Below are 22,334 nucleotides of genomic sequence, written 5' to 3'. Positions count from 1 at the left end.
ACCTAAAGTTAAATCTAATTCTTTGTGTATATCACTTGGCTACTATTTACCTTAAGAAAAGGCTGTCACAAGATCTCTGACCTTCGTGACAGCCTCTTCTATTATTCTTTTTTGGTCAATGATTCTAGGAATGATAATGCTTCGTCAAAATCATCAATAGGAATGACCTTCATCGATGTACCAATATCCTCCGCTGCTAGAAGTGCTTCTTGATAATTTGAGTCACTTGCTCCATCTTCATTTGGAGCGAAGAAATAATCAGCTCCAGCCTTATCTGCTGCTACTATCTTTTGTCTTGCACCGCCAATTCTGCCTACTTTACCTTCTTCATTTAGCGTGCCGGTCCCCGCAATATTATATCCTTTCGTCATATCTTGTTCAGTAAGTTGATTGTAAATTTCTAAGGAGAACATCAAACCAGCAGATGGTCCTCCAATTTGACTTGTATCAATCGTTACAGCCGGATTCAAGATAACATCTCTATCTGTCATAGGAGCGGAAATACCAATGCCCACTCTTCCATCTGGTGCATTCATTTCCTCAGGAAAAGAAGCAAAACCAATTTCAACTTGTTCTATATTTCCATCTCTAATAACGGATAATTCAACCGTATCTGTCTCTTCCATCCCGTGCAACAAATCAATTAGTTGCTCTGCTGAGAGAATTTCATTCCCATCAACTCCAACAATATGATCTCCCCTTTGTAAGACCGTAGAAGCTGGCATCCCTTCTATAATGGAGGTGACAAGAACACCTTTATAATCAAATTCAATCGACTTTCCAGCTTTTTCATAAGCAACAATTGCAGCGGCTTCTTGAGATCCCGTCATGGCCATCAACTGACGATGTTGATATTCTTCATCCGTTTCTCCCTCAAACCGAATTTGTTCCTCTGGATAAAGCATTCGATATGGACTTAACTGCGCCCAAACATAAAAGAAGATATTTGCCTTCCCCATTTGTACAGTTGTTAACATAAATGATCCTGCTTCTTCTTTGAATCCACCTTCTACATCAATGACATTGTCTAGAACTTTAGCTCCACCTGGTTGTGAATAATAAAAGGGTAATTGATAAAAATGTAGAAAAAGAAATGCAATAATCAGGAAAATCCATCTTTTCTTAATCCTTGATGTCATCTTCGTTCTCCTTCCAATTAGCGATGCAACTTTTTATCTCATCTATCTTTTCCATTGTTGCTTCTTCCCCACGACGTATTAAGCTGTCCACTTCTGTAAAATCAAGCGAGCTTGATTGCTTCACAATTGGACGAATCATTACAGAACAATCAAATTCTTGAACTCGAATCATTTCTCTTGCCATAATATCCATGCTTTGCATGATCACATCGTAAATCGTATGTAATTCTGGTTCTGTTCTAAAATAAGAAACATCTACTGCTATTGTAACATCAGCTCCCATTTCCTTCACTACCGACACAGGAACACGATCAATTACTCCCCCATCGACTAATAGGCGATTTCCTACTTTCTCCGGTACGAATATTCCTGGTATAGCAATACTTGCTCTTACAGCTGTTGCTACGTCGCCTTCTGTTAAAACCACTTTTTCTCCATTTCTAATATCGGTTGTCACAATAGCTACCGGTGGAGACAGTTCTTCTACCTTTTTTCCTTTAGCTAGCAAACGAATGACTTCCTTAACTTTTTGTCCAGCAACAAAACCTAACTTAGGTACAATAAAATCAATAAAGTATTTCCTTCGAAATAAAGTAGCGAACTTCTCCAAATTAGCCGGACTCTGCCCTACCCCATATAAACTTCCAACAAGAGCTCCCATACTACTACCTGCAATAAAGTCAATGGGAATGCTTTCTTTTTCTAATGCCTTAAGAACCCCAATATGGGCAAAACCACGAGCCCCTCCTGACCCAAGCGCTAGCCCAATTTTCGGACGAGTACTCCCCATATTACCCTCTCCTCACATTTTTTCCTTCCCACTTTAAAGATATGGTCTATTACAAGGTTGTATACGTATAGTTATAGTATGGACATGTTCCATGATGTTTACATAAAAGGAGGCCGCTTTAGAATGTCCTTATCTATAACCAAAACTCTCATGCTTGCACTCATGAGTATATTATTAGCTGCCTCGCTAATGGCGTTTCCTCAAGAAGCTCTAGAAGGCTCTGTACGAGGGTTACAGATTTGGTGGGATGTTGTCTTTCCTTCCTTACTGCCCTTTTTCATCGTTTCTGAATTACTAATAGGGTTTGGAGTTGTTACATTTATTGGTGCACTACTTGAACCGCTCATGCGTCCACTTTTCAGGGTTCCAGGAGTAGGTGGATTCGTTTGGGCGATGGGTCTTGCATCAGGAAATCCAGCTGGTGCTAAAATTACTGCTCGTTTACGTCAAGAAAATAAAGTAAGTCGTATAGAAGCGGAAAGACTCGTTTCTTTCACAAGTTCTTCAAATCCTCTTTTTATTTTCGGAGCAATTGCAGTAGGCTTCTTTCATAATGCATCCTTAGGAATTGTCCTTGCTACGGCCCATTACTTTGGTAATATTATCGTTGGTTTGATTATGCGCTTTCATGGTCGAGGAGAAGAAGCTTCTAGTTCTTCAGAAAAACCGAAAATAACTGGGATTGTTGTAGCTTTTAAATTACTTCATCAAGAACGAATCAAGGATGGACGTCCCATTGGTCAGTTATTAGGAGACGCCGTTCAATCATCTGTTCGCACTTTATTAATGATCGGTGGTTTCATCATTTTATTTTCCGTTTTAAATAAGATACTAAGCCTTGTTGGAATTGTCTCCCTCTTATCTTCTATTTTTTCAATCCTATTAACATTGTTTCACTTACCAAATGAGTTAGATGCCTCTCTTATTTCAGGTTTATTTGAAATGACACTTGGTGCTCAAATGGCTAGTGAAACAGGTACGGTCGGTTTATTTGAGCAAGTAGTTGTGACTAGTTTTATTCTTGCATTTAGTGGTTTCTCTATTCAAGGACAAGTAGCTAGTATATTGGCTGAAACAGATATACGATTTAAACCATTTTTTATTGCTCGTTTAATTCACGGTTTTTTTTCAGCCTTTTTTGTTTTTTTACTCTGGCATCCTTTGTACCTTAATCAGCAATCAACAGGTGAAGAATGGGTTGCTATTCCCGTGTTTTTAAGAAATTCAACAGATACGTGGTTTAACTCAACATGGAATGTAATCTTAGAATTCGGGTCTTTATTCACCTTATTTATGCTAATCACCTTCATAGCTATAACTGCCCGAAGAGCGTTAACGCAAACCCGTTAAAGTTGAAAAAAGGCTGACACAAAGATCATGATAACCAATGTGTTAGCCTGAAGAAACTAAATAACTGATTCTACAAAAAAATAGATTTTTCTAGGTTCAAAATTTAGACGAATGGCGTCGATGCTAAACTTGACATCTTGCGGAATAATTACGCATGTTTAAATTTTTCTTTTAATGCTTTTGCAACAACCTCTGGAACAATGTCTGAAACATCAGCGTCATATTTCGCGACTTCTTTGACAATGCTTGAACTTAAATAGGAATAATGGTTGTTTGTCATCATAAAGAACGTCTCAATTTCAGGTCCTAGTTTTTTATTAATGGAAGCAGCTTGCATCTCATATTCAAAATCTGAAACGGCCCTAAGCCCGCGTATAATTGTTTTTGCTTTTTTTTCTTTCATATAATTAATAAGCAGACCATTAAACGAATCGATTTCTACATTAACCAAATCTTTTGTTGCTTCCTCTAGTAACGAAACACGTTCTTCTACCGAGAACATAGGTTGCTTATTGCGATTATATAAAACCGCAACAATGACCTTATCAAAAACAGTAGCCCCCCTTGTTATAATGTCTAAATGACCTAATGTCACCGGATCAAAACTTCCTGGACAAACAGCTATACTAGCCATAATGCCACCCCTTTCGAGTTTATTTGTATGTATATATTGAGATCATTGTATCACCATAGATTTCAGAACGGTACTTCTTTCCTGTTCCTATCTCGTCTGGTAAAACCGCAGATGTTGCATGTTCGCAAATAATCTTACCGTTTTCATCGAGTAATTTATAGTCAAGTATAATATTTATTTCATTTGCAAGATTTTGTTCAGCATATGGAGGATCAAGAAAGACATAAGAAAAAGAAATTTCTCGTTTAATTAAAGCCTTTAATGCTCTAGTCGCATCATTTCGATATACTTCCGCTTTTTCTTCAAAGCGACAATGACTTAAATTTTGTTTAACGGTATCGATTGCTTTTCTATTTTGATCTACGAATATCGCTTTCTCAACTCCACGACTAATCGCCTCTATTCCTAAACCTCCACTTCCTGCATATAAATCTAAAACGATCCCGCCATCAAAGTATGGACCAATCATATTAAAGATTGATTCCTTCACTTTATCTGTAGTTGGCCTTGTCGACGACCCTGGAACTGCTTTTAAAGGTAACCCTCTTTTATCACCCGATATTACTCTCAATTCATCCACCCATCCTCTATGATCTATTACTTCTTATCCTACCAAAAAACAAGTAAAAAAGCATTTTACTCATACAACATTATCACCTAAAAGAGTACAGCTAAATGTTCTTTCAGAAAAAAAGAAATAAAATCTTATTATTTAGGTATGGAATAATTTTAAAAAGGTCATACTTCAATTAGTAGCACTCTTAAGGTGTTGCTACAACCGCGGAGAAGGCTTACGTTTCCCCATAAGTTCTTCCTCCGGTTTCTCCTCTCCCATAGCCTTATTACATACAAAGTATGTGTATGGGCACCTCGCAAGGAATCCTTGCGAGGATTTTTTTTTGCTCGACAAGCAATGTAATTCATGCTACATTTCAATCGAACTAGATATGAAAGTAGGTTGCTAAATGATTCAACGATTTGTATTATTAGGTGAAGGCTATAATGACTTATATGAGTTATTTGAGATTGCAAGATCAAACCAATCACGGATTCATATGCTTTTACGACTAGATACTAAAATAGATAGCAAGGAGCTATCATCTCTTGTTGTTATACTGCGTCCTGTTGAACCAGGAAAAATGATGCCTCTTTATCTATGCCTAGAAGGTATTCATCATCCAACTATTAAACCATCAGAACGTTATCGTTTATTTGAAAAGTTATCTGAAGAGCTTTCCAAACCGATTCACAGACTAGAGGTAAAGTCATCAACTGCCTTTGAAGAAAAAGAACTTTATTATCAATATTTAATAGGTGTTCTACGAATGAATCGCTATCTTCCACCGCTACAATAAGAGAGGAAGTAGAAAAGGTCGGTTTTAGCTTTTTAAAGGGTTCGTTTGCCTTGCTAGAAAGCTTTGATAGAACAATAGAAAAATCAAGTATAAAACCCTGTGCGATTTTACACTTGATTTCCTATTGTTTTTCTACATTCATTCTAGATTATTGGAACTAGTTACTTTATTGTGTAACGACTTTTTTATTTTTCTGCCTTACCTTTTCTTCTTTAAAAACCTTATTAGCGGTAGGTAAGACTTTCATTTTCACAAGAACAACATTGATAAACAATACCAGAGCACATACAAAAAACAGTCCTCTTACTCCTACACTGGCAACAACTAATCCTCCTAGTAACGGACCGATCATCGTCCCTAGATACATCGCACTATTTGAAAATCCATATGTTCGACTTTCCATACCAGATGGAGCATGCATTCGAATAAGCGTATTAACTGCTGGCAGCAGACCACCTAGACATAGACCTATTAAGAAACGCAAAATGATCAACTGCCAGATGTCGGTTACAAAAGCTTGTGGAATAGAGAAAACGGCTACCCCTATCATAGAGTAGGTTAATACATGTTGAGCTCCTTTTTTGTCACTTAATTTACCGAGTATCGGAGACGTAAGCATATTAGCGAACCCCATGACCGAGATCGCTACCCCCGCGTAAAAAGCAACCGTTGCAGGTGAGGTTAACTCCTCAACAAATAACGATAAAAGAGGATTGACTCCCATAACAGCAAACTGAATAAGAAAAATAACAACATACAAAGACAGAACAGGTCTTTTTGCCGTAATGGTTTTAAAATCACCAAGTGTGCTTGTTTTCTCTTTTACTTTAACTGGGGTAAATTTTTCTTTCACAAAAAAGAATACGACTAGTGTAGCTATAAAGATACAAATTCCCGTTATTATAAAAACCATACTATACCCGTAGTTTTGAGCTAATACACCTCCAATTAAAGGACCACAGATTGCACCCGAAACCGAACCTGATTGTAATAATCCTAATGCATATCCCACTCTTTCTTTTGGTGTATTCGTTGATACCAGTCCGATAGAAGCAGGAATAAAACCAGATACCACTCCATTTAATAACCTAAGTAATAGCAGAGAAATAGGTCCTATTGCAAAAGCCGTTAAACTTATAATCAATGCCATCCCAAATCCTGAACGTAAAACCATCATCTTTCGTCCATATTTATCTCCCATCCGTCCCCAAAAAGGAGAAAATAAAAAGGCAGTCAAAAAATTAGCACCAAAAATCACTCCGGCCCAAATACTTAATGTTTCTGGATTATTAACCCCTAAACTTTGTAGATACATAGGTAAAAACGGAATAATCATTGTCATCGCACTTATGACAAGAAACTGACTCACAACAAGAATCCATAAATTACGTTTCCAATCTACCATCGTACCACTTCCTTTAATACTCCCATTATAAATTTCGTTCACCGAAATAATCAACTTAGGTTTTTATATCTTCACATGCATTAGATACCTATTTCCAACCAAATCATGCATTTTTCTCCTTTTTCCACAAAAAAAAAAAACCGAATAAGGGACGTCTACCTTCTCTGTCCTATATCCGGGTTCTAAATGCCCATTTTATAATCATATTCTTTTGCTTTATCGGGCTTTGCATTTTGAAATTCTGTAGCAATAAAAGGTCGCATCGAAGGCTTTACATCACGAACAAAAGAAAACGCTTGTAATTTTTCAATTGTTTCATCTACTTTGTCTTGGTCACAGTAAAAAACAACATATTTCATTTTTTTTGAAACATAATGTACATTACCAAACCTGCGTAATTGCCTAGCAAATTTCAAAGATGTGAGCCAAACAGCGATACCCTGACGCTTTGCACCTAACATGTTTTGTTCTCCTTTAACGTTAATCTTTTCTAAGTCTAGCATGTCCTGACATTTCCATCAATAGAGCATTCAGTTAACTCCGCTATTCCCTTTATAATAAAAAGGAGTAATTTATGAGGATGGTGTATATGAATCTTGACTTAATTATTTACAGGTGTTCCATTATAAATATTAGAGCAATTAGAGCAACAAGTAATTCAATGTACCACCACCAACAACTAGGGATCCCTTATCCATTCTACTGCAAAGGCTAATATGGTAAACTAAGCACATGTGATATTATTTTTGTCCATATGAAAGCTAATACTTTTAACGAAAAAAGGGCTCAAAAAGAGATAGTCCTTTTGAACCCCCTTTTCTAACTGCAACCACAACTACCAGTACTACATCCACCGCTACATGACATATTATCAAAAAATGGATTTCCAGTTGGCACTTTGATCGTTTCAGATACTGACCTAGCAATCACTTCACAGATCTCATTTAAAAGTGACTCAAGCTCTTTTTCTGCTTTTTTAAAGGTGATTACCGTACCTGATAAGTCAACCTCACGTTTAATCTTTCGAATCTCCGAGGAAACTTTATCGTAGTCTGGGTGATATTTCCCAAACCTTTGTACTTCTTCATATTGGTCTTTCATTTGATTAAATTGTTGAATTCGTTCTTGAGCGACAGCATCTACTTGTAGTTCCCTTTTTGCCTCTATGTAGGCAATGTAAGTCTCAGATTGTATCACTGCTAAACCAAGATCACTTGCATGATCCACTAACTCAAAAGTTGATATGGTTGCGAGCATCACTCTCACCTCCTAAAAAACAGTATAACATGTCTTCTTCAATTAAGATAATACTCTACTATTTAAAGTTTATGGAAGTTGGTGTTTTAGCTTCTATTCCCTCCATCACTTGAAGATCTTCCATTAGTTTTAATAAGGCTGCATCTTTTTGTTTTGCTTCAATCATAACATCCACGTAATCCACTGTACCTGAAATGACCGATAAAAATTCATGGAACCTTTCTGCATTAATATAATCATGGTGCCTACGATCTTCTTTTCCCTCTTTCGGACTGGAAATATGTATTTTCACAGGCAAAGGACTGTCCTCCCATGTGTTCACAACTCTTTTCCATAACGATTCAAGATCAGTCGATTCATGATGAACATCATAGTGATGAAGATCAAATACAACTGGAATATTCAACTTTTCACCTAGATAAAGAACATCTTCAATAGGATAATTAAGATCATCATTCTCTAGCATAATCATTCTCTGAATTGGAACTGGTATCATTGAGAAATTAGCGATAAACTGTTCTAATCCTTCCTCTCTTCCTTGCTTTTTTCCGCCTACATGGAGAACACACCGATGTACAGGGGAAATCCCCATTTCTCTCAATAGTTTATAATGCATAACTAATGTTCTTAAAGACTGTTGAAGGATGTCTTTAGATTTACTATTTAAAACAACAAAATGATCTGGATGAAAATCAACTCTCATCTGTTCGTTATGCACGAAGTCACCAAGTACCTTTAACAAAGGGGAAAGAACCCTTTCAAACTTCCAACCTTCTGTTAGTGGATGATTAGCGAGCGGAATGAGCCTTGATGATAACCGAAAAAAGCTGATATGATGAGCCTTATTATGTTTTAATAATCTTAAGCAATTTTGTAAGTTTGCTGTAGAAATCCTTTCTAATCGCCTGAGTCCAGCTTCTTTATCTGTAATTTGTTCATACTGTTTCACCGTTATTGTTTGTGATGGGGATGCATTAGAAAGCAGTACACTCATTGCTACATACCCTAAGCGAATTGATAACGTTTTATCCATGTTGACTTCCCCCTGAACTTTGACTATAATTCACACGACTTATAACTTCCGCTATAACTGGTTTATATTGATCGATTTGCTAGACTTTTACGTCTTCTTACAGACGACATGTATCATGTAGCACCATTGCTATTAGCTTTAGCGAACTTAAAATGTATAGAAAGAAGAAGGTGTAAAATATAAATGAATATTGTTACCTTTAACCCATTCCGAACAATCGGAATGCCAGGGATCAAATATGTTAAACCTGAACGAATGTTTGAAGATGAAGAAAAAAGAAAAATTGAAGAAGCTGACGTCTGTCTATTTCCTGAAAATTGGCAAGTGAATGCGCTTGTTTATGGGATGAAAAAAAAGATTTTCCCAAGCATCCAATCCATTCAAATGGGATTTAATAAGATTGAGGTAACTCGTGGTTTATGGAGTGTTTGTCCGGAACATGTTCCTAAAACAGTTATTTTAGGTCGAAACCATGAAAATATTAATCGGATCTTTGCTGATTTTCCTTTTCCCTTTGTTGCAAAAGAGATCCGGAATTCAATGGGAAAAGGTGTCTTTCTCATTGAAAACCATAAACAATTTAATGAGTATGCAGAAAATAACCCTTACTTCTATGTTCAAGAATACTTACCAATTGATCGTGATTTGCGTGTTTGTTTTGTGGGCGGTGACGTTGTTGCAGCTTATTGGCGGATAAATGAACGAAACACTTTTAGAAACAATGTTGCACAAGGAGCTCGTATCTCTTTTGACGATATTCCCGAAGAAGCGATTGAATTAGTTAGAACGACAGCAAGAAATTTAGGAATTGATCACGCAGGTTTTGATGTTATCTCTGCTGGTGGGAAATTTTATTTCCTTGAGTTTAATACTCTTTTCGGCAATCAAGGCTTTCAACAGCTTGGGATTTCTGTTGAACAGAAAATTTATGATTATCTACAAACCTCTATTGAGGAATCGTTATTGTAAAAGTTTCTTCCATATCATAGGGCGATCTATCATTTTTCACGATCACTACTTTAACTTCATATTCTCCCTTTGGAAGATCTCGAATAATAAAAGCAGGTTGATACAAAGTATCTACGTGTTCATCATTTATATAAAGTCGGATATGACCTTCGTTTTCTTGATGAAGTGATCCGACTTTATTTTGGTTAAAGTGAAACCCGTTCACGAAACATTCAACATAAACATCACTCTCACTAACTTTATGATCGACTTCTAACACATTAGGCTCTTGAATGGTATCTACATGAATAACACCTGTGCTTTGTAAAGGAACGATCGTCAGTTGATGTAAATAGGAGGAATTATTAGCTTGTACATTTATAGCTAACCCAACTATACTTATAATACAACAACATAAAGCTATCAAATTTTTCATGATCATACTCCTTTATTTTCCTTTATTCATGTATATCATCCCTCGAACCAATTGTCTTTATTCCACTAAAAATTTTAAAAAGGACCTGCCATCTATTGACTAGGCCCTTCGGCTCCCGTTACAGATGCTTGCCCCATCTTCAACATTTCCATCATCATCATGACTAGACCAAGTGAATTTTGAACCTTTTCCACTCGCTGTGGTAAAGTCCTTCCATAAAATTGATTAGCCTCTTTTTCTAGAAGTTGTATTTTAGTAGGATCTCTACTTAACTTACGATACCAATTCGGATGTTGTCTGATGTAGTGACGTAACTCTGGTCGTTCAAATAACAGTTGTTGAATCTCAGCCCTCATTGCATATCACTCCTTCTCCTAGTCGCGTCTAAATGAAAACGGATGATCTTGTTGACTCTGATTAGGTGGATTACTCGGTTTTTGAAATGATTGGATGACATTTTGAACATTCGCTAACACTGAGCTGAATTGAGCAACATGATTTTGCAAATCTTGAACGTTCATACGTTTAACCAAACCCATTATTTGACCAAGTGTATCCGTTGTAGTTTGTGTAGTTCCTTCATTTGTAGCCTCTTGTGTTCCTTCATAAGAAGTTTTCGATTGATCCTTCTTATACGGAACCCATTGTTCATTATCTCCTCCTAATACACTCCATTCTTCATAAAGTTCCTGTAATGTCTTTCTTTCTTCTTTTACTTCTTTTAATAGCAATGGATGTTCTTTTATAAAATGCTTAAATTTCTGAACTGAAGGATGTAACCCCTGCTTTGAATTCATTTTACCTTATCCTCCTTTTATCCTCTTTATTTATACTACACAGACGCCCAGTCCAACGTTCTAAAATTTTTTATTAGCTAAATAACTTACATAACTGCTACAATATGAAGAGCATGATGAATGGAGGAAAGGAACTAATGAATCAAATGGATCAAAACCAATTACGACTTAAACTAAATACCTTTCTTGAGAACCCAAGCGAGGAAGAGCTTACACTACTTAGCACGATTCTAGACGGCTTCGAAAAAAAAAGAAAAGGTGATTTCGAAACTTATCTTGAAGCTATGACTCATATTGAAAGACGAAACCTCGATAACGGGGATTATGAAATCGTTCTCCCTATCCAACCACTTATTGAGAATCCACTTAGAATGGTACACGGAGGAATGACCGCTACACTTCTTGACACAGCCATGGGAACTATAGTTAACCAATCAATTCCAGCAGATTCAGCCGCTTTAACAGCAGAAATGAATGTGCATTATGTAAAACCAGGTATTGGGAAATTTTTACGCTGTGTTGCTTCTCTGTCTCATCGTGGAAAGCAACTTTGTGTGACTGAAGGAAAAGTATATGATGAAAATGAAAAATTAGTTGCCATGGCAACAGGTACATTCTTCATCATAAGACGACCACATTAGGTGAAAGTAACCGTTGCTATGATTTCATACCTTTTAAGAGTATATTTCTCCTAAAAGAGCTTGTTCAAAAAGGCGCGCAACATGTTGAGCCTTTGCCTTTCTTTGAGTAATCAATCAAAAGAAGCGACTTCTAACATACTTTCACACTGCTTAAATCGTAATTCAAACATTATAAATCCTACCCCTTCTTGAAAAAAAGATGGCTCAGGTAAGATGATCGACCATCTTATCTGAGCTATCCTCTCTTTCTTTATAGCCATGGCGTCATGAAGTTTTGTGTATAATGTTCTTGAAATACCCCCACTCCTAAATGTGTAAATTCATCGTTTAATAAATTCACTCTATGCCCTTCACTATTAAGCCATCCTTCTACTGAAGCAATACCATCGATATACTTGGCAGCAATATTTTCTCCAGCTAACCTAAATGGGACATCTCCTTTTTTAAATCGATCCAACACTTCACCGTTACTTGGTGATGTATGTGAAAAATAGTTATTTTCACTCATATCTTTACTATGCTGGTATGCAACATCAGCGACATCATCCTCCCATATAAAAGCTTCTAAATCATGGCGCGAGCGAATAATATTCGTATAATCAAATATCTGTCTTGCATTACCAGCTTCTATTTTCTCCCAATCTTCTCTCGAAAAACTCGGTCGTTCTGGAGCTGCTCCAATATAAGAAACTGAATAAGGTCTCTGTCTTACCAACACATCATCTACGACCATTCGAATGCTAGAAAGCTCGTTCGTATACGTATCAAAATAAAATTGAACCCAAGAGCCATCAATATTTGTTAAAGGTCTCATTCTTACGTCATCATTCGTTAATTCAAATTGATAAACCCCTCCATCATTTGTACGTACATCAACAATCTTCTTAAAATTAAATAGTTCATTTAATTCTTCATAAGATTGTCCTAGTGAAAAATGTTTTTCTCGAATTTCTCCAGTCAAAAATACAGTTACGACCTCTCCATCCTCCATTCCGATTTGCATATATGAATCTGTAGATATAGGGTAAACCCACCAATCATAACCATAAGCTGATAAATCAATACGCTTTGGATCACCAAATTCAGCTTTGATTTCCTCGGCAGTTAAGCCGAGAAACTGCTCATGCTTAGCTAAACTCGTCGTCTGCTCCTTTACGTCGTCTGATTCGGTAACAATTGTGGCAACCTCCTCTACTGATTTAACCTCTTTCTCAGATTTCCCCTCTCCACTTGGTTCTTGAAACCATTCTTGGATTTGGTGTTCATATAATTTTTCAAAAGAAACGATCGCTAGCAAAAAAACCAAACATCCCAAAAATAAACGCTTTTTTTTCATACATACCCCTCTCTCTTGTCCCTTTTAAAAGGTTCGTAATGAACAATATAAAATCCTTTCACTAACTATGTAAAGTTCTGTCGCCCAAACACTGAACCTGTCGAACACCAAAAAATATTGCTAATAGCATTATCTAAAAGAATTAAACTCCTACCCTTAAACTAATAATCTAAATTGACATGAAGTGTTTGTTTTGACTACGAGATTGCATCGAAATCCGTTTTTGGCTACATTCATTCCTGCAAAACTAAATAAATTAAACAGCATTTAGAAGGATTCCATAAAACATTCACGATTATGGATTGCAACTGTAAGCTTTTCATACTATCATAAGTAGAGTACATATTTATGAATTGGAGGCAGATTCAAAGTGAAATTTGAACATATTGAACTTGCAGATAAAGAAATTAAGTTTGAAACAATTCGTTACGCAGCAGAGTCAATCGGCTTTATACATGCTGGTCAATGGGACTACTCCCGTGTAACGTTTGACTACAAAATTGAAAACCAAGGTGATATTTACTACCTTCGATTACCAGCATATGCAATTAAAGGTGATATTCCAAAAGACGATACCATCGTCAAATTGATGACTCCTATGCTTGGAAAGCATTACTACCCTCATGGTGTTGAATATGAAGGAGAAACTTTCCCTGAAGCGATCGTTAATAAATGCACTAAAAAACTCGAGTTACTTAAAACCACTTTAGAAGCTAAATAAACAAGAGGAAATAAGACAACAAGGCATGAGCCTTGTTGTCTTATTTCGTCTCCTTTATAGTAACAATCCGTAAAGAGTCGTCACCACCTCGTACAATTTCAAAACGAACGGATCTTTCAATTATATTTTCCTGACCGAACTCTACTACTTTTACTTTCTCATTCACGTCTGCATGAAATTCACCTAATTCATCTTCATAGATCGTTTCAACAACGAAAGCATTAAGTTCTTTTGTTGTATTATTACTATGCATATCATCGACATAACGCCTTAACGAATGGTAAAAACTATTATTCGTTATGAGATAAGATTCCAATTCATTAAAATTACCTGTATTAACAGCTTCAATCAATGTTTCTTTATAGGATTGTAAAAATAACTCTATTTCTTCTGCTTCTGAGCCCTCTACTATTGTGAACTGATCTGTATCGGCCCCACAGGCTGAAAGCAGCAGGATGAAAATTATCAGGCTTAAATGTTTCATTTATACGCTCCTTACTATTTCAAATTAAACAAACTAGCAAGATTATATCATAATCTATCTTCATATGTGTGAACGTCTAATGGACTTTAAATAGTTTGCCTGTTATTCTAGTCTGGTTCGTACTATAATAGATAGTAGCATTTCTTTTTTATGAGAGAGGAGTCTCAAATTGCCGGTATTTATGAAAAAAAAGACATTTATTATTTTACTTACTATAATTGCAACTGTTATTGCAGGTTATTTTATCTTACCAATCTCCATCCCACTTATTTCCGCATTCGTAACAGCACTTATTTTATCACCTGCTGTGAATGCTCTTCATAAACGCGCGAAACTAAAAAGAAATATAGCCGTAATGATTGTTTTTACATTTTTTGTTTTTTTTATTGGACTTACTGGATATTTCATTACGACACAAGTCATTACACAAGGTACTCAAATCGTTGAAAACTTTCCACAATATATAAACGATATCAACCGTGCCTGGTGGAATTTTCAACGTGATTGGGAAGTAAAGTATGAAACTCTCCCTCCAGAATTTGTACAGGAAATTAATGTTCATGTCTCTAAAACTCTATCTAATATAAGAACAACTATAGCCGAAAGAAATTTAATAAATGATGTCGCCTCAATTATAACAAGTATTCCAGGCTACCTAGTCACATTTATTGTTTATCTAATTGCTCTGTTTCTATTTTTACTTGAACTTCCATCTCTAAAACGTAAAACTTTTTCATATCTATCTGATCGAACAAAAGAAAAAGTGAATTTTATGACATCAAGATTAAGTTTTGTAATTTGGGGCTTTTTTAAAGCACAGTTTCTAGTAAGTATTATCATTTTCATATTTTCTCTAATTGGCTTGTTGCTTATAGTTCCCGAGGTTGCTTTGTTAATGGCATTTATTATTTGGATTATTGATTTTATCCCATTAATCGGTTCAATTGCAATATTAGCACCATGGGCCATTTTTCAATTAATAGCTGGGAATGCAAATATTGGGACCCAACTACTTATTCTAGCAGCGGTACTCTTGATCATTCGACGAACCGTAGAACCTAAGGTAATGGGACAGCATATTGGTTTATCACCTCTAGCCACTTTAATTGCCATGTACCTAGGCTTAATGCTATTTGGAGTAATGGGCTTTATAATTGGTCCACTCATTGTGATTGCTTTTACGTCTGCGAAAGAAGCCGGTATTATCAAATTAAACTTTAAGATATAAAGAAAACACGCTCTTATGGAGCGTGTTTTCTTTAATCTTAAGAATAAATGAGAAAGAGATGTTACTATCATTAAAAGTTTAGCTCAATATCGACATGCTCGTGGATATTATCATCTTCAATATGTAAAATAGCATAATACATCCCCGAGAAATCATCAATGTTTGAAAGGACGTATTGCCCATCAGCCCCTTCTATTAGATCAATCCATTTTGCTTGTTCTTCTTTATTCTCAGACATTTCAAGTGCTACTCTTCCTCCTTTATAAGGAGAGCCGTCTACTTCAACAGAAATAATAAGTCGGTCTTTTTTTAATACCTTTTCAATATTAACATCGGAATGTTGATGTTGATGTTGATGCACATCTACCTGTCTATCGTTGTTTTCTTCTGCATCTCCAACCTGAATTTGAGCGGTTGGCATTCGGTGTAATCCCCTTGCTGTAACATGAGTTTGTACATGGTAAATGCCAGATTCTGCAAATGCATATTCAATGAAATAAACATGGCCATCTTGTCGATCAGCCACTATGAGATCACTTTGCTCCCTTTCACCTTCCAACCATATTTCAAATCCTACCTCATTGGCATCATCAACTAAATCTTCACCTTGAGTAACAGCACTACTAAATATAACTGATTCTCCTATTTCTGCCGTTTCAGGAACACTCAGTTCAACGTCTATTGGAGTCAATTTATCCATATTTCCTGCTCCAACTTGTTCTTCTTGACCACAAGCCGTCAATAATAATGTTACCAATAAAGGGAGATACCATATTTTTTTCATTTCTTCCACCTCGTCATATCATTTAAGTATCGCTGAACAAAAAGACTAAATCCAGAGAAGAATTTAGTCAACGTTTATCTAGATTGTATAATTAACGTTAATAATACGGTGAAATCATAACATATACAAGAACACCAGTTAAACTTACATATAACCAAATCGGCATCGTCCATCGAACAATTTTACGATGACGTTCATTTTCCATATTCCAAGCCCGTGCTACTGATATTAACGCAAGTGGCACAATAATAGCTGCTAAGACAATATGTGTGATTAAGATAAAATAATACACTCCTGCCATTAAGCCAGTCCCACCATACGGAGTCGAATCTGATAGCAAGTGATGACCGACATATGTTACTAAGAAAAGAGTCGTTGTAATAAAAGCTGCATAAATAAAACGACGATGAACTGTTACATTCTTCTTTATAATAGCGACTAGTGCACCCACTAAAAATAAAAATGTGAAAGAATTAAAAATTGCATTTAACATCGGAAGGATTTTAACATCAAATGCTGTGAAATTTTCTACTCCAGGTAAACCCGCTAAAAGAGCGACTAATCCATTTATAACAATTGTGATAATTATGATGGCCGGCTTATAATTTCGTTTTCTATCTGTCTGTTGTAAGACATCTTGGCGTTGATTCAAGACCTTCACTCCTTTAAGGTTAATTATTAAACCATTTATATTATACAACAATACAGAACAAAATAAGCAAACTAGGTCTTACAAACTTATGAACAAAAAAAAGCTTTAGTTTTATCTTCAAATTTAGACGATCAAAACAAATCGATGAAAAAAACAGCTCTCATCAAAAGATGAAAGCTGTTTCATTTTGTATCTTAGTACTTTACAACACCAATTAGCAACATTAAAGCTGCAATCGTTGGAACTGTAATAAAGATACCTGAAATCATAAATGCCGTTGCCCAACTATGATCCTTATCTTTCAAATGCATAAAAAAGATCAATTGAAGAGCAAACTGAATCACTGCTAAAAGTAAGATAAAAGGAATCGCAAATGATCTTGGAATGATATCCGCACCAACTGCTAAAAACGACATAATTGTTAAGAAAATCATTAAAGCAAATACAACAATTTGCTTGCGAATTTCCTTACTAATTTGGCGTTTTTCTTCCTCTGTCATTGCACTTTTATCGAATGGTTGACTTAAGTTATCTGCCATATTAATGACCTCCTACTCCCATAAGATAAACGACTGTGAAGATAAACACCCACACCACATCAATGAAATGCCAGTATAAACCAGCAACGTAGAACTTAGGAGCATTAGTTAATGTAATGCCACTCTTATTGTAACGAATAAGCAAGACTGTAATCCAACTTAAACCAAACGCAACGTGAGCACCATGCAAACCAACAAGTGAGAAGAACGAAGAAGAAAACGCACTTGTTGTATAACCAAATCCTTGATGGACATACTCATAGAATTCATAAACTTCAAAACCTAAAAACCCAATACCAAGTAATACTGTAATCCACATCCAAACTTTGAATGAAGTGAAATTATTTTTCTTCATTGCAAACATCGCCAAGACACTTGTTAAACTACTAGTTAAAAGCAACATCGTCATGATGAAAACTAATGGTAAATGAAACATTTCCTCTGAACTAGGTCCATCAGCAATTCCATTACGGAGTCCTAGATAGGTTCCAAAGAACGTTGCAAATAAAATCGTTTCACCGCCAAGGAAGAACCAGAAACCGAGAAACTTGTTTTTTCCTTCTAATGTGGCTCTCTCAGGATGAGATGGAAGCCCTTTTGAAGTATCTACATGACCCGCCATTTCTTAGTTTCCTCCTTTCTTAAGATCCGCTTTTACTTGCTCAACTGGAATGTAATATCCATGATCTTCTTTTACTGATCGAACGAACATACATCCGAATGTTAAGGCTAAACCACCAATGGCGACAATCCAAGGATTAATAATTGGATTTTCCATATTCATCATAATGAAACCAAAGCCTGCAAAGAAAAGGCCAACTGACATGATCAATGGAAGAATTGAACCGTTTGGCATATGAATAGCTCCAACTGGTTCAGCTGGCTTCATCGTCCCATCACCATGAATCTTTTCATAAAATAAAGGATCCAAAGAACGAACTTGTGGTAATTGAGCAAAGTTATACTCTGGTACTGGAGTAGGTATTGCCCACTCAAGCGTACGAGCATCCCAAGGATCTGCAACCGTCACACGCTCACCTTTAAACGCTGAATAGATAACATTAATCACGAGTATGATAACCGCAGTAGACATAAAGAATGTACCAATTGTACTAATAAAGTTAAATGTATCCAGTCCTTGATCGCCAAGATACGTGTACACACGACGAGGCATACCCATAAGACCGAGTAAATGCTGAATAAAGAATGTTAAGTGAAAACCAATAGTGAAAACCCAGAAAAATATTTTTCCTAGTGTTTCATTCAACATATGACCAAACATTTTTGGATACCAATAAAATACACCTGCAAATATTCCGAGTACGATACCACCAACAATAATGTAGTGGAAATGGGCAACTACAAAGTACGTATCATGGTAAAGGTAATCAACAGGTGCCATTGCAAGCATTACCCCTGTTACTCCACCAAGTACAAATGTCGGAACAAATGATGAGGCAAATAACATTGCCGTATTAAATGTAATTTTCCCGCCCCACATCGTAAAAAGCCAGTTGAAAATCTTAATACCAGTTGGGACCGCGATGGTCATAGTAGCAATCGCAAAAATCGAGTTCGCTACCGGCCCCATACCTACTGTGAACATATGGTGAGCCCAAACCATGAATCCTAAGAAAGCAATAACAATTGTAGCAAATACCATTGCTGTGTATCCGAAGAGACGCTTTCTTGAAAAGGCTGGAATAACCTCAGAAATAATTCCAAAAGCAGGTAATACAAGAATATAAACTTCTGGGTGTCCGAAGATCCAGAAAATATGTTGCCATAAAACAGTATTACCACCCATGCCTGGAATGAAGAACTGCGCTCCAAAAATACGATCTAACATAAGAAGGGCAAGTCCTGCAGCAAGTGGTGTAAAAGCAAATAAAATTAATGTTGAAGAAATAAATGACGTCCACACAAATAGTGGTAAACGCATCATTGTCATACCAGGTGCACGCATATTAACAACTGTTACTAGAAAGTTAATAGCAGAAATTAATGTACCAATACCTGAAATCTGTAAACCTAGTACGTAAAAATCAAGTCCTGTTCCAGCGTAATCACGGCTAGATAGTGGAACATATGCTGTCCATCCCGCATCGGGACCTCCGCCAAAAAACCAGCTCATGCTTAGTAATAATCCACCGGCAAAGAAAATCCAGAAACCAAGTGCGTTTACAAATGGAAACGCAACATCCCGGGCTCCGATTTGCAGTGGGATGACAAAGTTCATAAATGCAAATAACAAAGGTGTGGCAGCTAAGAATAGCATTATCGTACCATGCATTGTGATAAATTCGTTAAATGTTTGACCACTTAAGAAATTCATCTGAGGATACATGAGCTGGATCCGCATAAATAACGCCATCACACCAGCTTTTACAAAGAAAAGCGTCCCTGCAATCAAATACATGATTCCAAGCTTCTTATGGTCAACCGTTGTTAACCAATCCCAAACAACGCTTTTTTCCTGTTTTTGTGCAGCCAAAGGGTTTACCTCCTTTTTAATCAATTAATTTAATTCTTTATATCTAACGAACGTAAATAACCAATAAGCGCTTCCATATCTGAATCGCTAATTTGTGGAAATGCCGGCATATTGTTTCCTTGTTTAAGTGACTCTGGGTCACGAATCCAAGCTTCTAAGTTAGTATCATTGTTTTCTAAATAGCCAGCAACTACTTCACGGTTTGCAAAGTTTGATAAAGCAGGACCTGCTGCTGTACCCATACCGCCTATAGCGTGACAGCCAATACAACCATTCTCTTCAAAAACCGCGCGGCCATCTGCTAATGCTTCAGTAGGTGCTTCTACTTCAGCTTGCATACCAGCAACCCAAGCATCATACTCTTCACGCTCAAGTGCAATAACTTTAAAGTCCATTAAAGCATGTGCAGGTCCACAAAGTTCCGCACACTTTCCTTTAAAGACTCCTGGTTCAGATGCTTCTAACCATAAGTGATTAGTGATTCCAGGAATCGTATCAACTTTACCACCTAAAGCAGGCACCCAGAATGAATGCTGCACATCTTGTGCGTGCAATTCAAAGATGACTTTTTCGCCAACAGGAATATATACTTCCTGACCAGCCGTAAAACCTTCTTCTTCATAATCAAACTGCCACCAAAATTGGTGACCTGTTACTTTGATAGAGACTGTATTTTCCCCAACCTCAGGGTCAGGTTCTGTATCTGCTAACATAAATTGTCCAGTAATCGTTGGAACAGCTAAAATAGTTAACAAGATAATTGGGATAACAGTCCAAGTAATTTCAAGAGCCGTATTTCCATGTACTTGCTTAGGAATCTCATCGTCTCCAGGAGATCGACGGTACTTTGCAAGAATAATGAAAAAGATTGCAAATACGACAATTGTCACTAAGGCCATGATGTACAACGATAATAACATGTTGTCAAATAACCATTGTGATTGTGGTCCCTTTGGATCAAGGGCAGTTAAGTTCGTCTCTCCACATGCTGTAAGCACAAATGCTAACAGGGAAAGAGGTAGAAAACGCCATGCAGTTTTCCAAAGTTTCATCTGACAATCCAACCTCACTTTCATAACGTAGTATTATACTACTAATAAATATATCTACAATTATCATTCATATTGGTTTAAATGAGTTTAATATGAACAATAACCATAAGAACAAATAAAATAGTTAAATAGTTGAGCGAGTAAACAAACATCCATCTAGCCCATTTAATGTCGTCCTTCATTTTAAAACCTGCAAAACCTAGAACGACCCAACCTAAACCTAATATTGCCGCAACAATGGTATACACTAATCCAAAAGGATACAGCATTAATGATACAGGTAGTAATGCAATCACATAAACGACCATTTGACGTTTTGTCACTTCAAAACCTGCAACAACTGGCAACATTGGAATTCCAGCAGCACGGTATTCTTCCACACGTTTCATTGCTAATGCAAGGAAGTGCGGAGGTTGCCAAAAGAACATAATAAAGAATAAAACCCATGCATAAGTGTGTAATCCTCCGTCAATCGCAGCCCAACCTATTAATGGAGGGACAGCTCCAGAAAAACTACCTACAATTGTATTTAAAGTCGTAGTACGCTTTGTCCACATTGTGTAAAGCACTACGTAAATAAATAACCCAACCAATCCTATTACAGCTGCTGTTGCAGTTGTAAGTGCTAGAAATCCAATTCCAATTGCAGATTGGGATAAACCTACTAACAAGACATGATTAGCAGAAAAACGACCTGTTACTGTCGGACGATCTTTCGTTCGCTCCATTATGTGGTCGATATCTCGATCAATATAGTTATTTAATGTACATCCACCTGCCATCACAAGCGCTGCTCCAATTAAAGCAAAAATCATTGGCCATAAATGTGAACCGATTCCTGTACTTGTATAAACAGCCGCTAAGTAGATTCCGGCAAACGTAGTAATTAAATTAGATGTAACAATCCCCTGTTTAGCAAGCACAAGGTAATCTTTCCAATATTTTTGCTGACTAGCAGCTACTGATGAATCAGGACCAGCTATTACCTCTGTTGCTTCAAACGCTGTATTAGTCTTATTCATCAATTCTTCACCTCCTTTATAGAGTCAACCAATATGAGCACATAAAAAAACAAACTAGGCAATGTATCTCACCCATGTGCTACAAATCACATTATATCTTAAAATCTACTTAGTTTCATTAAAATCCTGAGTTTCACATTATCTTCACATTTAAACATATCCATAAAAAGTTCACCTTAGTTAATTTGACTTTTATATCGGTTCTTTTTAAGATCAATAAGAAAGCTATTAAGATTC

General features: G+C 36.5%; 26 protein-coding genes. 6 read left to right on the top strand and 20 right to left on the bottom strand.

Translation table 11 applies throughout. From position 1 onward, the window contains the following. Positions 1-101 precede the first annotated feature (101 nt). Together LDX58_RS04765 and LDX58_RS04760 are read right to left on the bottom strand one after the other, a co-directional pair. Positions 102-1,139, bottom strand: a complete 1,038-nt coding sequence (locus tag LDX58_RS04765; RefSeq protein ID WP_227935709.1) for a SepM family pheromone-processing serine protease — start codon at positions 1,137-1,139, stop codon at positions 102-104. Beyond that, entirely contained in the window at positions 1,123-1,929 is an 807-nt protein-coding gene (locus LDX58_RS04760; protein WP_227935708.1) for a patatin-like phospholipase family protein, read from the bottom strand. Before LDX58_RS04760 ends, LDX58_RS04765 begins: the two co-directional genes overlap by 17 nt. Positions 1,930-2,052: 123 nt before the next feature. On the opposite strand from LDX58_RS04760, the gene spoVV reads away from it, so the two are divergent. Further along, positions 2,053-3,279, top strand: coding sequence for a dipicolinic acid transporter SpoVV (gene spoVV, locus LDX58_RS04755; RefSeq protein WP_227935707.1), 1,227 nt, complete (start codon positions 2,053-2,055; stop codon positions 3,277-3,279). 148 nt (positions 3,280-3,427) lie between these two features. Here the strand turns inward: spoVV and coaD are convergent, their stop codons facing one another. Together coaD and rsmD are read right to left on the bottom strand one after the other, a co-directional pair. Continuing rightward, on the bottom strand, positions 3,428-3,913 hold the full coding sequence (gene coaD, locus LDX58_RS04750) for a pantetheine-phosphate adenylyltransferase (RefSeq protein WP_227935706.1): 486 nt from the start codon (positions 3,911-3,913) through the stop codon (positions 3,428-3,430). A 19-nt stretch (positions 3,914-3,932) separates the two neighbouring features. Beyond that, a complete protein-coding gene (gene rsmD / locus LDX58_RS04745; protein ID WP_227935705.1) occupies positions 3,933-4,484 on the bottom strand; it encodes a 16S rRNA (guanine(966)-N(2))-methyltransferase RsmD in 552 nt (183 codons plus the stop codon). Between the two features lie 394 nt (positions 4,485-4,878). Here rsmD and LDX58_RS04740 point away from each other — a divergent pair, with 394 nt between their 5' ends. Then, positions 4,879-5,268 (top strand): DUF7147 family protein, encoded by a 390-nt coding sequence (locus tag LDX58_RS04740; RefSeq protein WP_227935704.1) that lies wholly within the window; start codon positions 4,879-4,881, stop codon positions 5,266-5,268. A gap of 166 nt (positions 5,269-5,434) precedes the next feature. Here LDX58_RS04740 and LDX58_RS04735 read toward each other — a convergent pair whose 3' ends face one another. The 4 genes from LDX58_RS04735 to uvsE all read right to left on the bottom strand — a co-directional run bounded on the left by LDX58_RS04735 (position 5,435) and on the right by uvsE (position 8,963). Beyond that, on the bottom strand, positions 5,435-6,673 hold the full coding sequence (locus tag LDX58_RS04735) for an MFS transporter (RefSeq protein ID WP_227935703.1): 1,239 nt from the start codon (positions 6,671-6,673) through the stop codon (positions 5,435-5,437). Between the two features lie 182 nt (positions 6,674-6,855). After that, positions 6,856-7,134, bottom strand: coding sequence for a YlbG family protein (locus LDX58_RS04730; protein WP_227935702.1), 279 nt, complete (start codon positions 7,132-7,134; stop codon positions 6,856-6,858). Between the two features lie 358 nt (positions 7,135-7,492). After that, complete coding sequence (locus LDX58_RS04725; protein WP_227935701.1) at positions 7,493-7,930, bottom strand: YlbF/YmcA family competence regulator; 438 nt, start codon at positions 7,928-7,930, stop codon at positions 7,493-7,495. Between the two features lie 58 nt (positions 7,931-7,988). After that, on the bottom strand, positions 7,989-8,963 hold the full coding sequence (gene uvsE / locus LDX58_RS04720; protein ID WP_227935700.1) for a UV DNA damage repair endonuclease UvsE: 975 nt from the start codon (positions 8,961-8,963) through the stop codon (positions 7,989-7,991). Between the two features lie 183 nt (positions 8,964-9,146). On the opposite strand from uvsE, the gene LDX58_RS04715 reads away from it, so the two are divergent. Further along, on the top strand, positions 9,147-9,932 hold the full coding sequence (locus tag LDX58_RS04715; RefSeq protein ID WP_227935699.1) for an ATP-grasp domain-containing protein: 786 nt from the start codon (positions 9,147-9,149) through the stop codon (positions 9,930-9,932). Here LDX58_RS04715 and LDX58_RS04710 read toward each other — a convergent pair. The 3 genes from LDX58_RS04710 to LDX58_RS04700 form a co-directional block, all read right to left on the bottom strand. After that, positions 9,910-10,347: a hypothetical protein gene (locus LDX58_RS04710; RefSeq protein ID WP_227935698.1), complete on the bottom strand. Its 438-nt coding sequence runs from the start codon at positions 10,345-10,347 to the stop codon at positions 9,910-9,912. The two genes, LDX58_RS04715 and LDX58_RS04710, sit on opposite strands and share 23 nt — an antisense overlap. A gap of 92 nt (positions 10,348-10,439) precedes the next feature. Next, the gene (locus LDX58_RS04705; RefSeq protein WP_227935697.1) at positions 10,440-10,703 is read right to left on the bottom strand and encodes a YlbE-like family protein; all 264 of its coding nucleotides are present in this window, start codon (positions 10,701-10,703) and stop codon (positions 10,440-10,442) included. An 18-nt stretch (positions 10,704-10,721) separates the two neighbouring features. Further along, the gene (locus LDX58_RS04700; RefSeq protein ID WP_227935696.1) at positions 10,722-11,144 is read right to left on the bottom strand and encodes a YlbD family protein; all 423 of its coding nucleotides are present in this window, start codon (positions 11,142-11,144) and stop codon (positions 10,722-10,724) included. Between the two features lie 137 nt (positions 11,145-11,281). Between LDX58_RS04700 and LDX58_RS04695 the strand changes: the two genes are divergently transcribed. Further along, positions 11,282-11,785, top strand: a complete 504-nt coding sequence (locus LDX58_RS04695; RefSeq protein WP_227935695.1) for a PaaI family thioesterase — start codon at positions 11,282-11,284, stop codon at positions 11,783-11,785. A 250-nt stretch (positions 11,786-12,035) separates the two neighbouring features. On the opposite strand, the gene LDX58_RS04690 is transcribed toward LDX58_RS04695, so the two are convergent. Then, positions 12,036-13,121 carry a CAP domain-containing protein gene (locus LDX58_RS04690; protein ID WP_227935694.1) on the bottom strand — a complete coding sequence of 362 codons (1,086 nt, stop codon included), beginning with the start codon at positions 13,119-13,121 and terminating at the stop codon, positions 12,036-12,038. A gap of 370 nt (positions 13,122-13,491) precedes the next feature. Between LDX58_RS04690 and LDX58_RS04685 the strand changes: the two genes are divergently transcribed. Beyond that, the gene (locus LDX58_RS04685) at positions 13,492-13,842 is read left to right on the top strand and encodes a YugN family protein (protein ID WP_227935693.1); all 351 of its coding nucleotides are present in this window, start codon (positions 13,492-13,494) and stop codon (positions 13,840-13,842) included. 40 nt (positions 13,843-13,882) lie between these two features. Here LDX58_RS04685 and LDX58_RS04680 read toward each other — a convergent pair whose 3' ends face one another. Then, the gene (locus LDX58_RS04680; protein ID WP_227935692.1) at positions 13,883-14,326 is read right to left on the bottom strand and encodes a TcaA NTF2-like domain-containing protein; all 444 of its coding nucleotides are present in this window, start codon (positions 14,324-14,326) and stop codon (positions 13,883-13,885) included. A gap of 169 nt (positions 14,327-14,495) precedes the next feature. On the opposite strand from LDX58_RS04680, the gene ytvI reads away from it, so the two are divergent. Next, positions 14,496-15,554, top strand: a complete 1,059-nt coding sequence (ytvI, locus tag LDX58_RS04675; RefSeq protein WP_372459100.1) for a sporulation integral membrane protein YtvI — start codon at positions 14,496-14,498, stop codon at positions 15,552-15,554. A 70-nt stretch (positions 15,555-15,624) separates the two neighbouring features. Here ytvI and LDX58_RS04670 read toward each other — a convergent pair whose 3' ends face one another. The 7 genes from LDX58_RS04670 to cyoE form a co-directional block, all read right to left on the bottom strand. Further along, a complete protein-coding gene (locus LDX58_RS04670; protein ID WP_227935691.1) occupies positions 15,625-16,338 on the bottom strand; it encodes a FixH family protein in 714 nt (237 codons plus the stop codon). Positions 16,339-16,435: 97 nt separating this feature from the next. Next, positions 16,436-16,990, bottom strand: a complete 555-nt coding sequence (locus tag LDX58_RS04665) for a DUF420 domain-containing protein (protein ID WP_227935690.1) — start codon at positions 16,988-16,990, stop codon at positions 16,436-16,438. A gap of 194 nt (positions 16,991-17,184) precedes the next feature. Then, a complete protein-coding gene (locus LDX58_RS04660; protein WP_227935689.1) occupies positions 17,185-17,529 on the bottom strand; it encodes a cytochrome C oxidase subunit IV family protein in 345 nt (114 codons plus the stop codon). 1 nt (position 17,530) lies between these two features. Further along, positions 17,531-18,151: a cytochrome c oxidase subunit 3 gene (locus LDX58_RS04655; protein ID WP_227935688.1), complete on the bottom strand. Its 621-nt coding sequence runs from the start codon at positions 18,149-18,151 to the stop codon at positions 17,531-17,533. A gap of 3 nt (positions 18,152-18,154) precedes the next feature. Next, positions 18,155-20,023: a cytochrome c oxidase subunit I gene (ctaD, locus tag LDX58_RS04650; protein ID WP_227935687.1), complete on the bottom strand. Its 1,869-nt coding sequence runs from the start codon at positions 20,021-20,023 to the stop codon at positions 18,155-18,157. 29 nt (positions 20,024-20,052) lie between these two features. After that, a complete protein-coding gene (coxB, locus tag LDX58_RS04645) occupies positions 20,053-21,075 on the bottom strand; it encodes a cytochrome c oxidase subunit II (protein WP_227935686.1) in 1,023 nt (340 codons plus the stop codon). A gap of 77 nt (positions 21,076-21,152) precedes the next feature. Further along, positions 21,153-22,097, bottom strand: a complete 945-nt coding sequence (cyoE, locus tag LDX58_RS04640) for a heme o synthase (RefSeq protein ID WP_227935685.1) — start codon at positions 22,095-22,097, stop codon at positions 21,153-21,155. Positions 22,098-22,334 lie beyond the last annotated feature (237 nt).

The organism is Alkalihalobacillus deserti (assembly GCF_020734105.1).
GTDB classification, from domain to species: Bacteria; Bacillota; Bacilli; order Bacillales; family Bacillaceae_D; genus Halalkalibacter; species Halalkalibacter deserti.
Note: the sequence above shows the minus strand (reverse complement) of the source record. Positions and strands in the feature narration are given on the sequence as shown.

What these genes read in the sequence shown, in the direction of transcription:
- LDX58_RS04765 (WP_227935709.1), bottom strand. Translation starts at nt 1,139, where the DNA reads ATGACATCAAGGATTAAGAAAAGATGGATTTTCCTGATTATTGCATTT.
- LDX58_RS04760 (WP_227935708.1), bottom strand. Translation starts at nt 1,929, where the DNA reads ATGGGGAGTACTCGTCCGAAAATTGGGCTAGCGCTTGGGTCAGGAGGG.
- spoVV (WP_227935707.1), top strand. Translation starts at nt 2,053, where the DNA reads ATGTCCTTATCTATAACCAAAACTCTCATGCTTGCACTCATGAGTATA.
- coaD (WP_227935706.1), bottom strand. Translation starts at nt 3,913, where the DNA reads ATGGCTAGTATAGCTGTTTGTCCAGGAAGTTTTGATCCGGTGACATTA.
- LDX58_RS04740 (WP_227935704.1), top strand. Translation starts at nt 4,879, where the DNA reads ATGATTCAACGATTTGTATTATTAGGTGAAGGCTATAATGACTTATAT.
- LDX58_RS04735 (WP_227935703.1), bottom strand. Translation starts at nt 6,673, where the DNA reads ATGGTAGATTGGAAACGTAATTTATGGATTCTTGTTGTGAGTCAGTTT.
- LDX58_RS04730 (WP_227935702.1), bottom strand. Translation starts at nt 7,134, where the DNA reads ATGTTAGGTGCAAAGCGTCAGGGTATCGCTGTTTGGCTCACATCTTTG.
- LDX58_RS04725 (WP_227935701.1), bottom strand. Translation starts at nt 7,930, where the DNA reads ATGCTCGCAACCATATCAACTTTTGAGTTAGTGGATCATGCAAGTGAT.
- uvsE (WP_227935700.1), bottom strand. Translation starts at nt 8,963, where the DNA reads ATGGATAAAACGTTATCAATTCGCTTAGGGTATGTAGCAATGAGTGTA.
- LDX58_RS04715 (WP_227935699.1), top strand. Translation starts at nt 9,147, where the DNA reads ATGAATATTGTTACCTTTAACCCATTCCGAACAATCGGAATGCCAGGG.
- LDX58_RS04710 (WP_227935698.1), bottom strand. Translation starts at nt 10,347, where the DNA reads ATGAAAAATTTGATAGCTTTATGTTGTTGTATTATAAGTATAGTTGGG.
- LDX58_RS04705 (WP_227935697.1), bottom strand. Translation starts at nt 10,703, where the DNA reads ATGAGGGCTGAGATTCAACAACTGTTATTTGAACGACCAGAGTTACGT.
- LDX58_RS04700 (WP_227935696.1), bottom strand. Translation starts at nt 11,144, where the DNA reads ATGAATTCAAAGCAGGGGTTACATCCTTCAGTTCAGAAATTTAAGCAT.
- LDX58_RS04695 (WP_227935695.1), top strand. Translation starts at nt 11,282, where the DNA reads ATGAATCAAATGGATCAAAACCAATTACGACTTAAACTAAATACCTTT.
- LDX58_RS04690 (WP_227935694.1), bottom strand. Translation starts at nt 13,121, where the DNA reads ATGAAAAAAAAGCGTTTATTTTTGGGATGTTTGGTTTTTTTGCTAGCG.
- LDX58_RS04680 (WP_227935692.1), bottom strand. Translation starts at nt 14,326, where the DNA reads ATGAAACATTTAAGCCTGATAATTTTCATCCTGCTGCTTTCAGCCTGT.
- LDX58_RS04670 (WP_227935691.1), bottom strand. Translation starts at nt 16,338, where the DNA reads ATGAAAAAAATATGGTATCTCCCTTTATTGGTAACATTATTATTGACG.
- LDX58_RS04660 (WP_227935689.1), bottom strand. Translation starts at nt 17,529, where the DNA reads ATGGCAGATAACTTAAGTCAACCATTCGATAAAAGTGCAATGACAGAG.
- LDX58_RS04655 (WP_227935688.1), bottom strand. Translation starts at nt 18,151, where the DNA reads ATGGCGGGTCATGTAGATACTTCAAAAGGGCTTCCATCTCATCCTGAG.
- coxB (WP_227935686.1), bottom strand. Translation starts at nt 21,075, where the DNA reads ATGAAACTTTGGAAAACTGCATGGCGTTTTCTACCTCTTTCCCTGTTA.
- cyoE (WP_227935685.1), bottom strand. Translation starts at nt 22,097, where the DNA reads ATGAATAAGACTAATACAGCGTTTGAAGCAACAGAGGTAATAGCTGGT.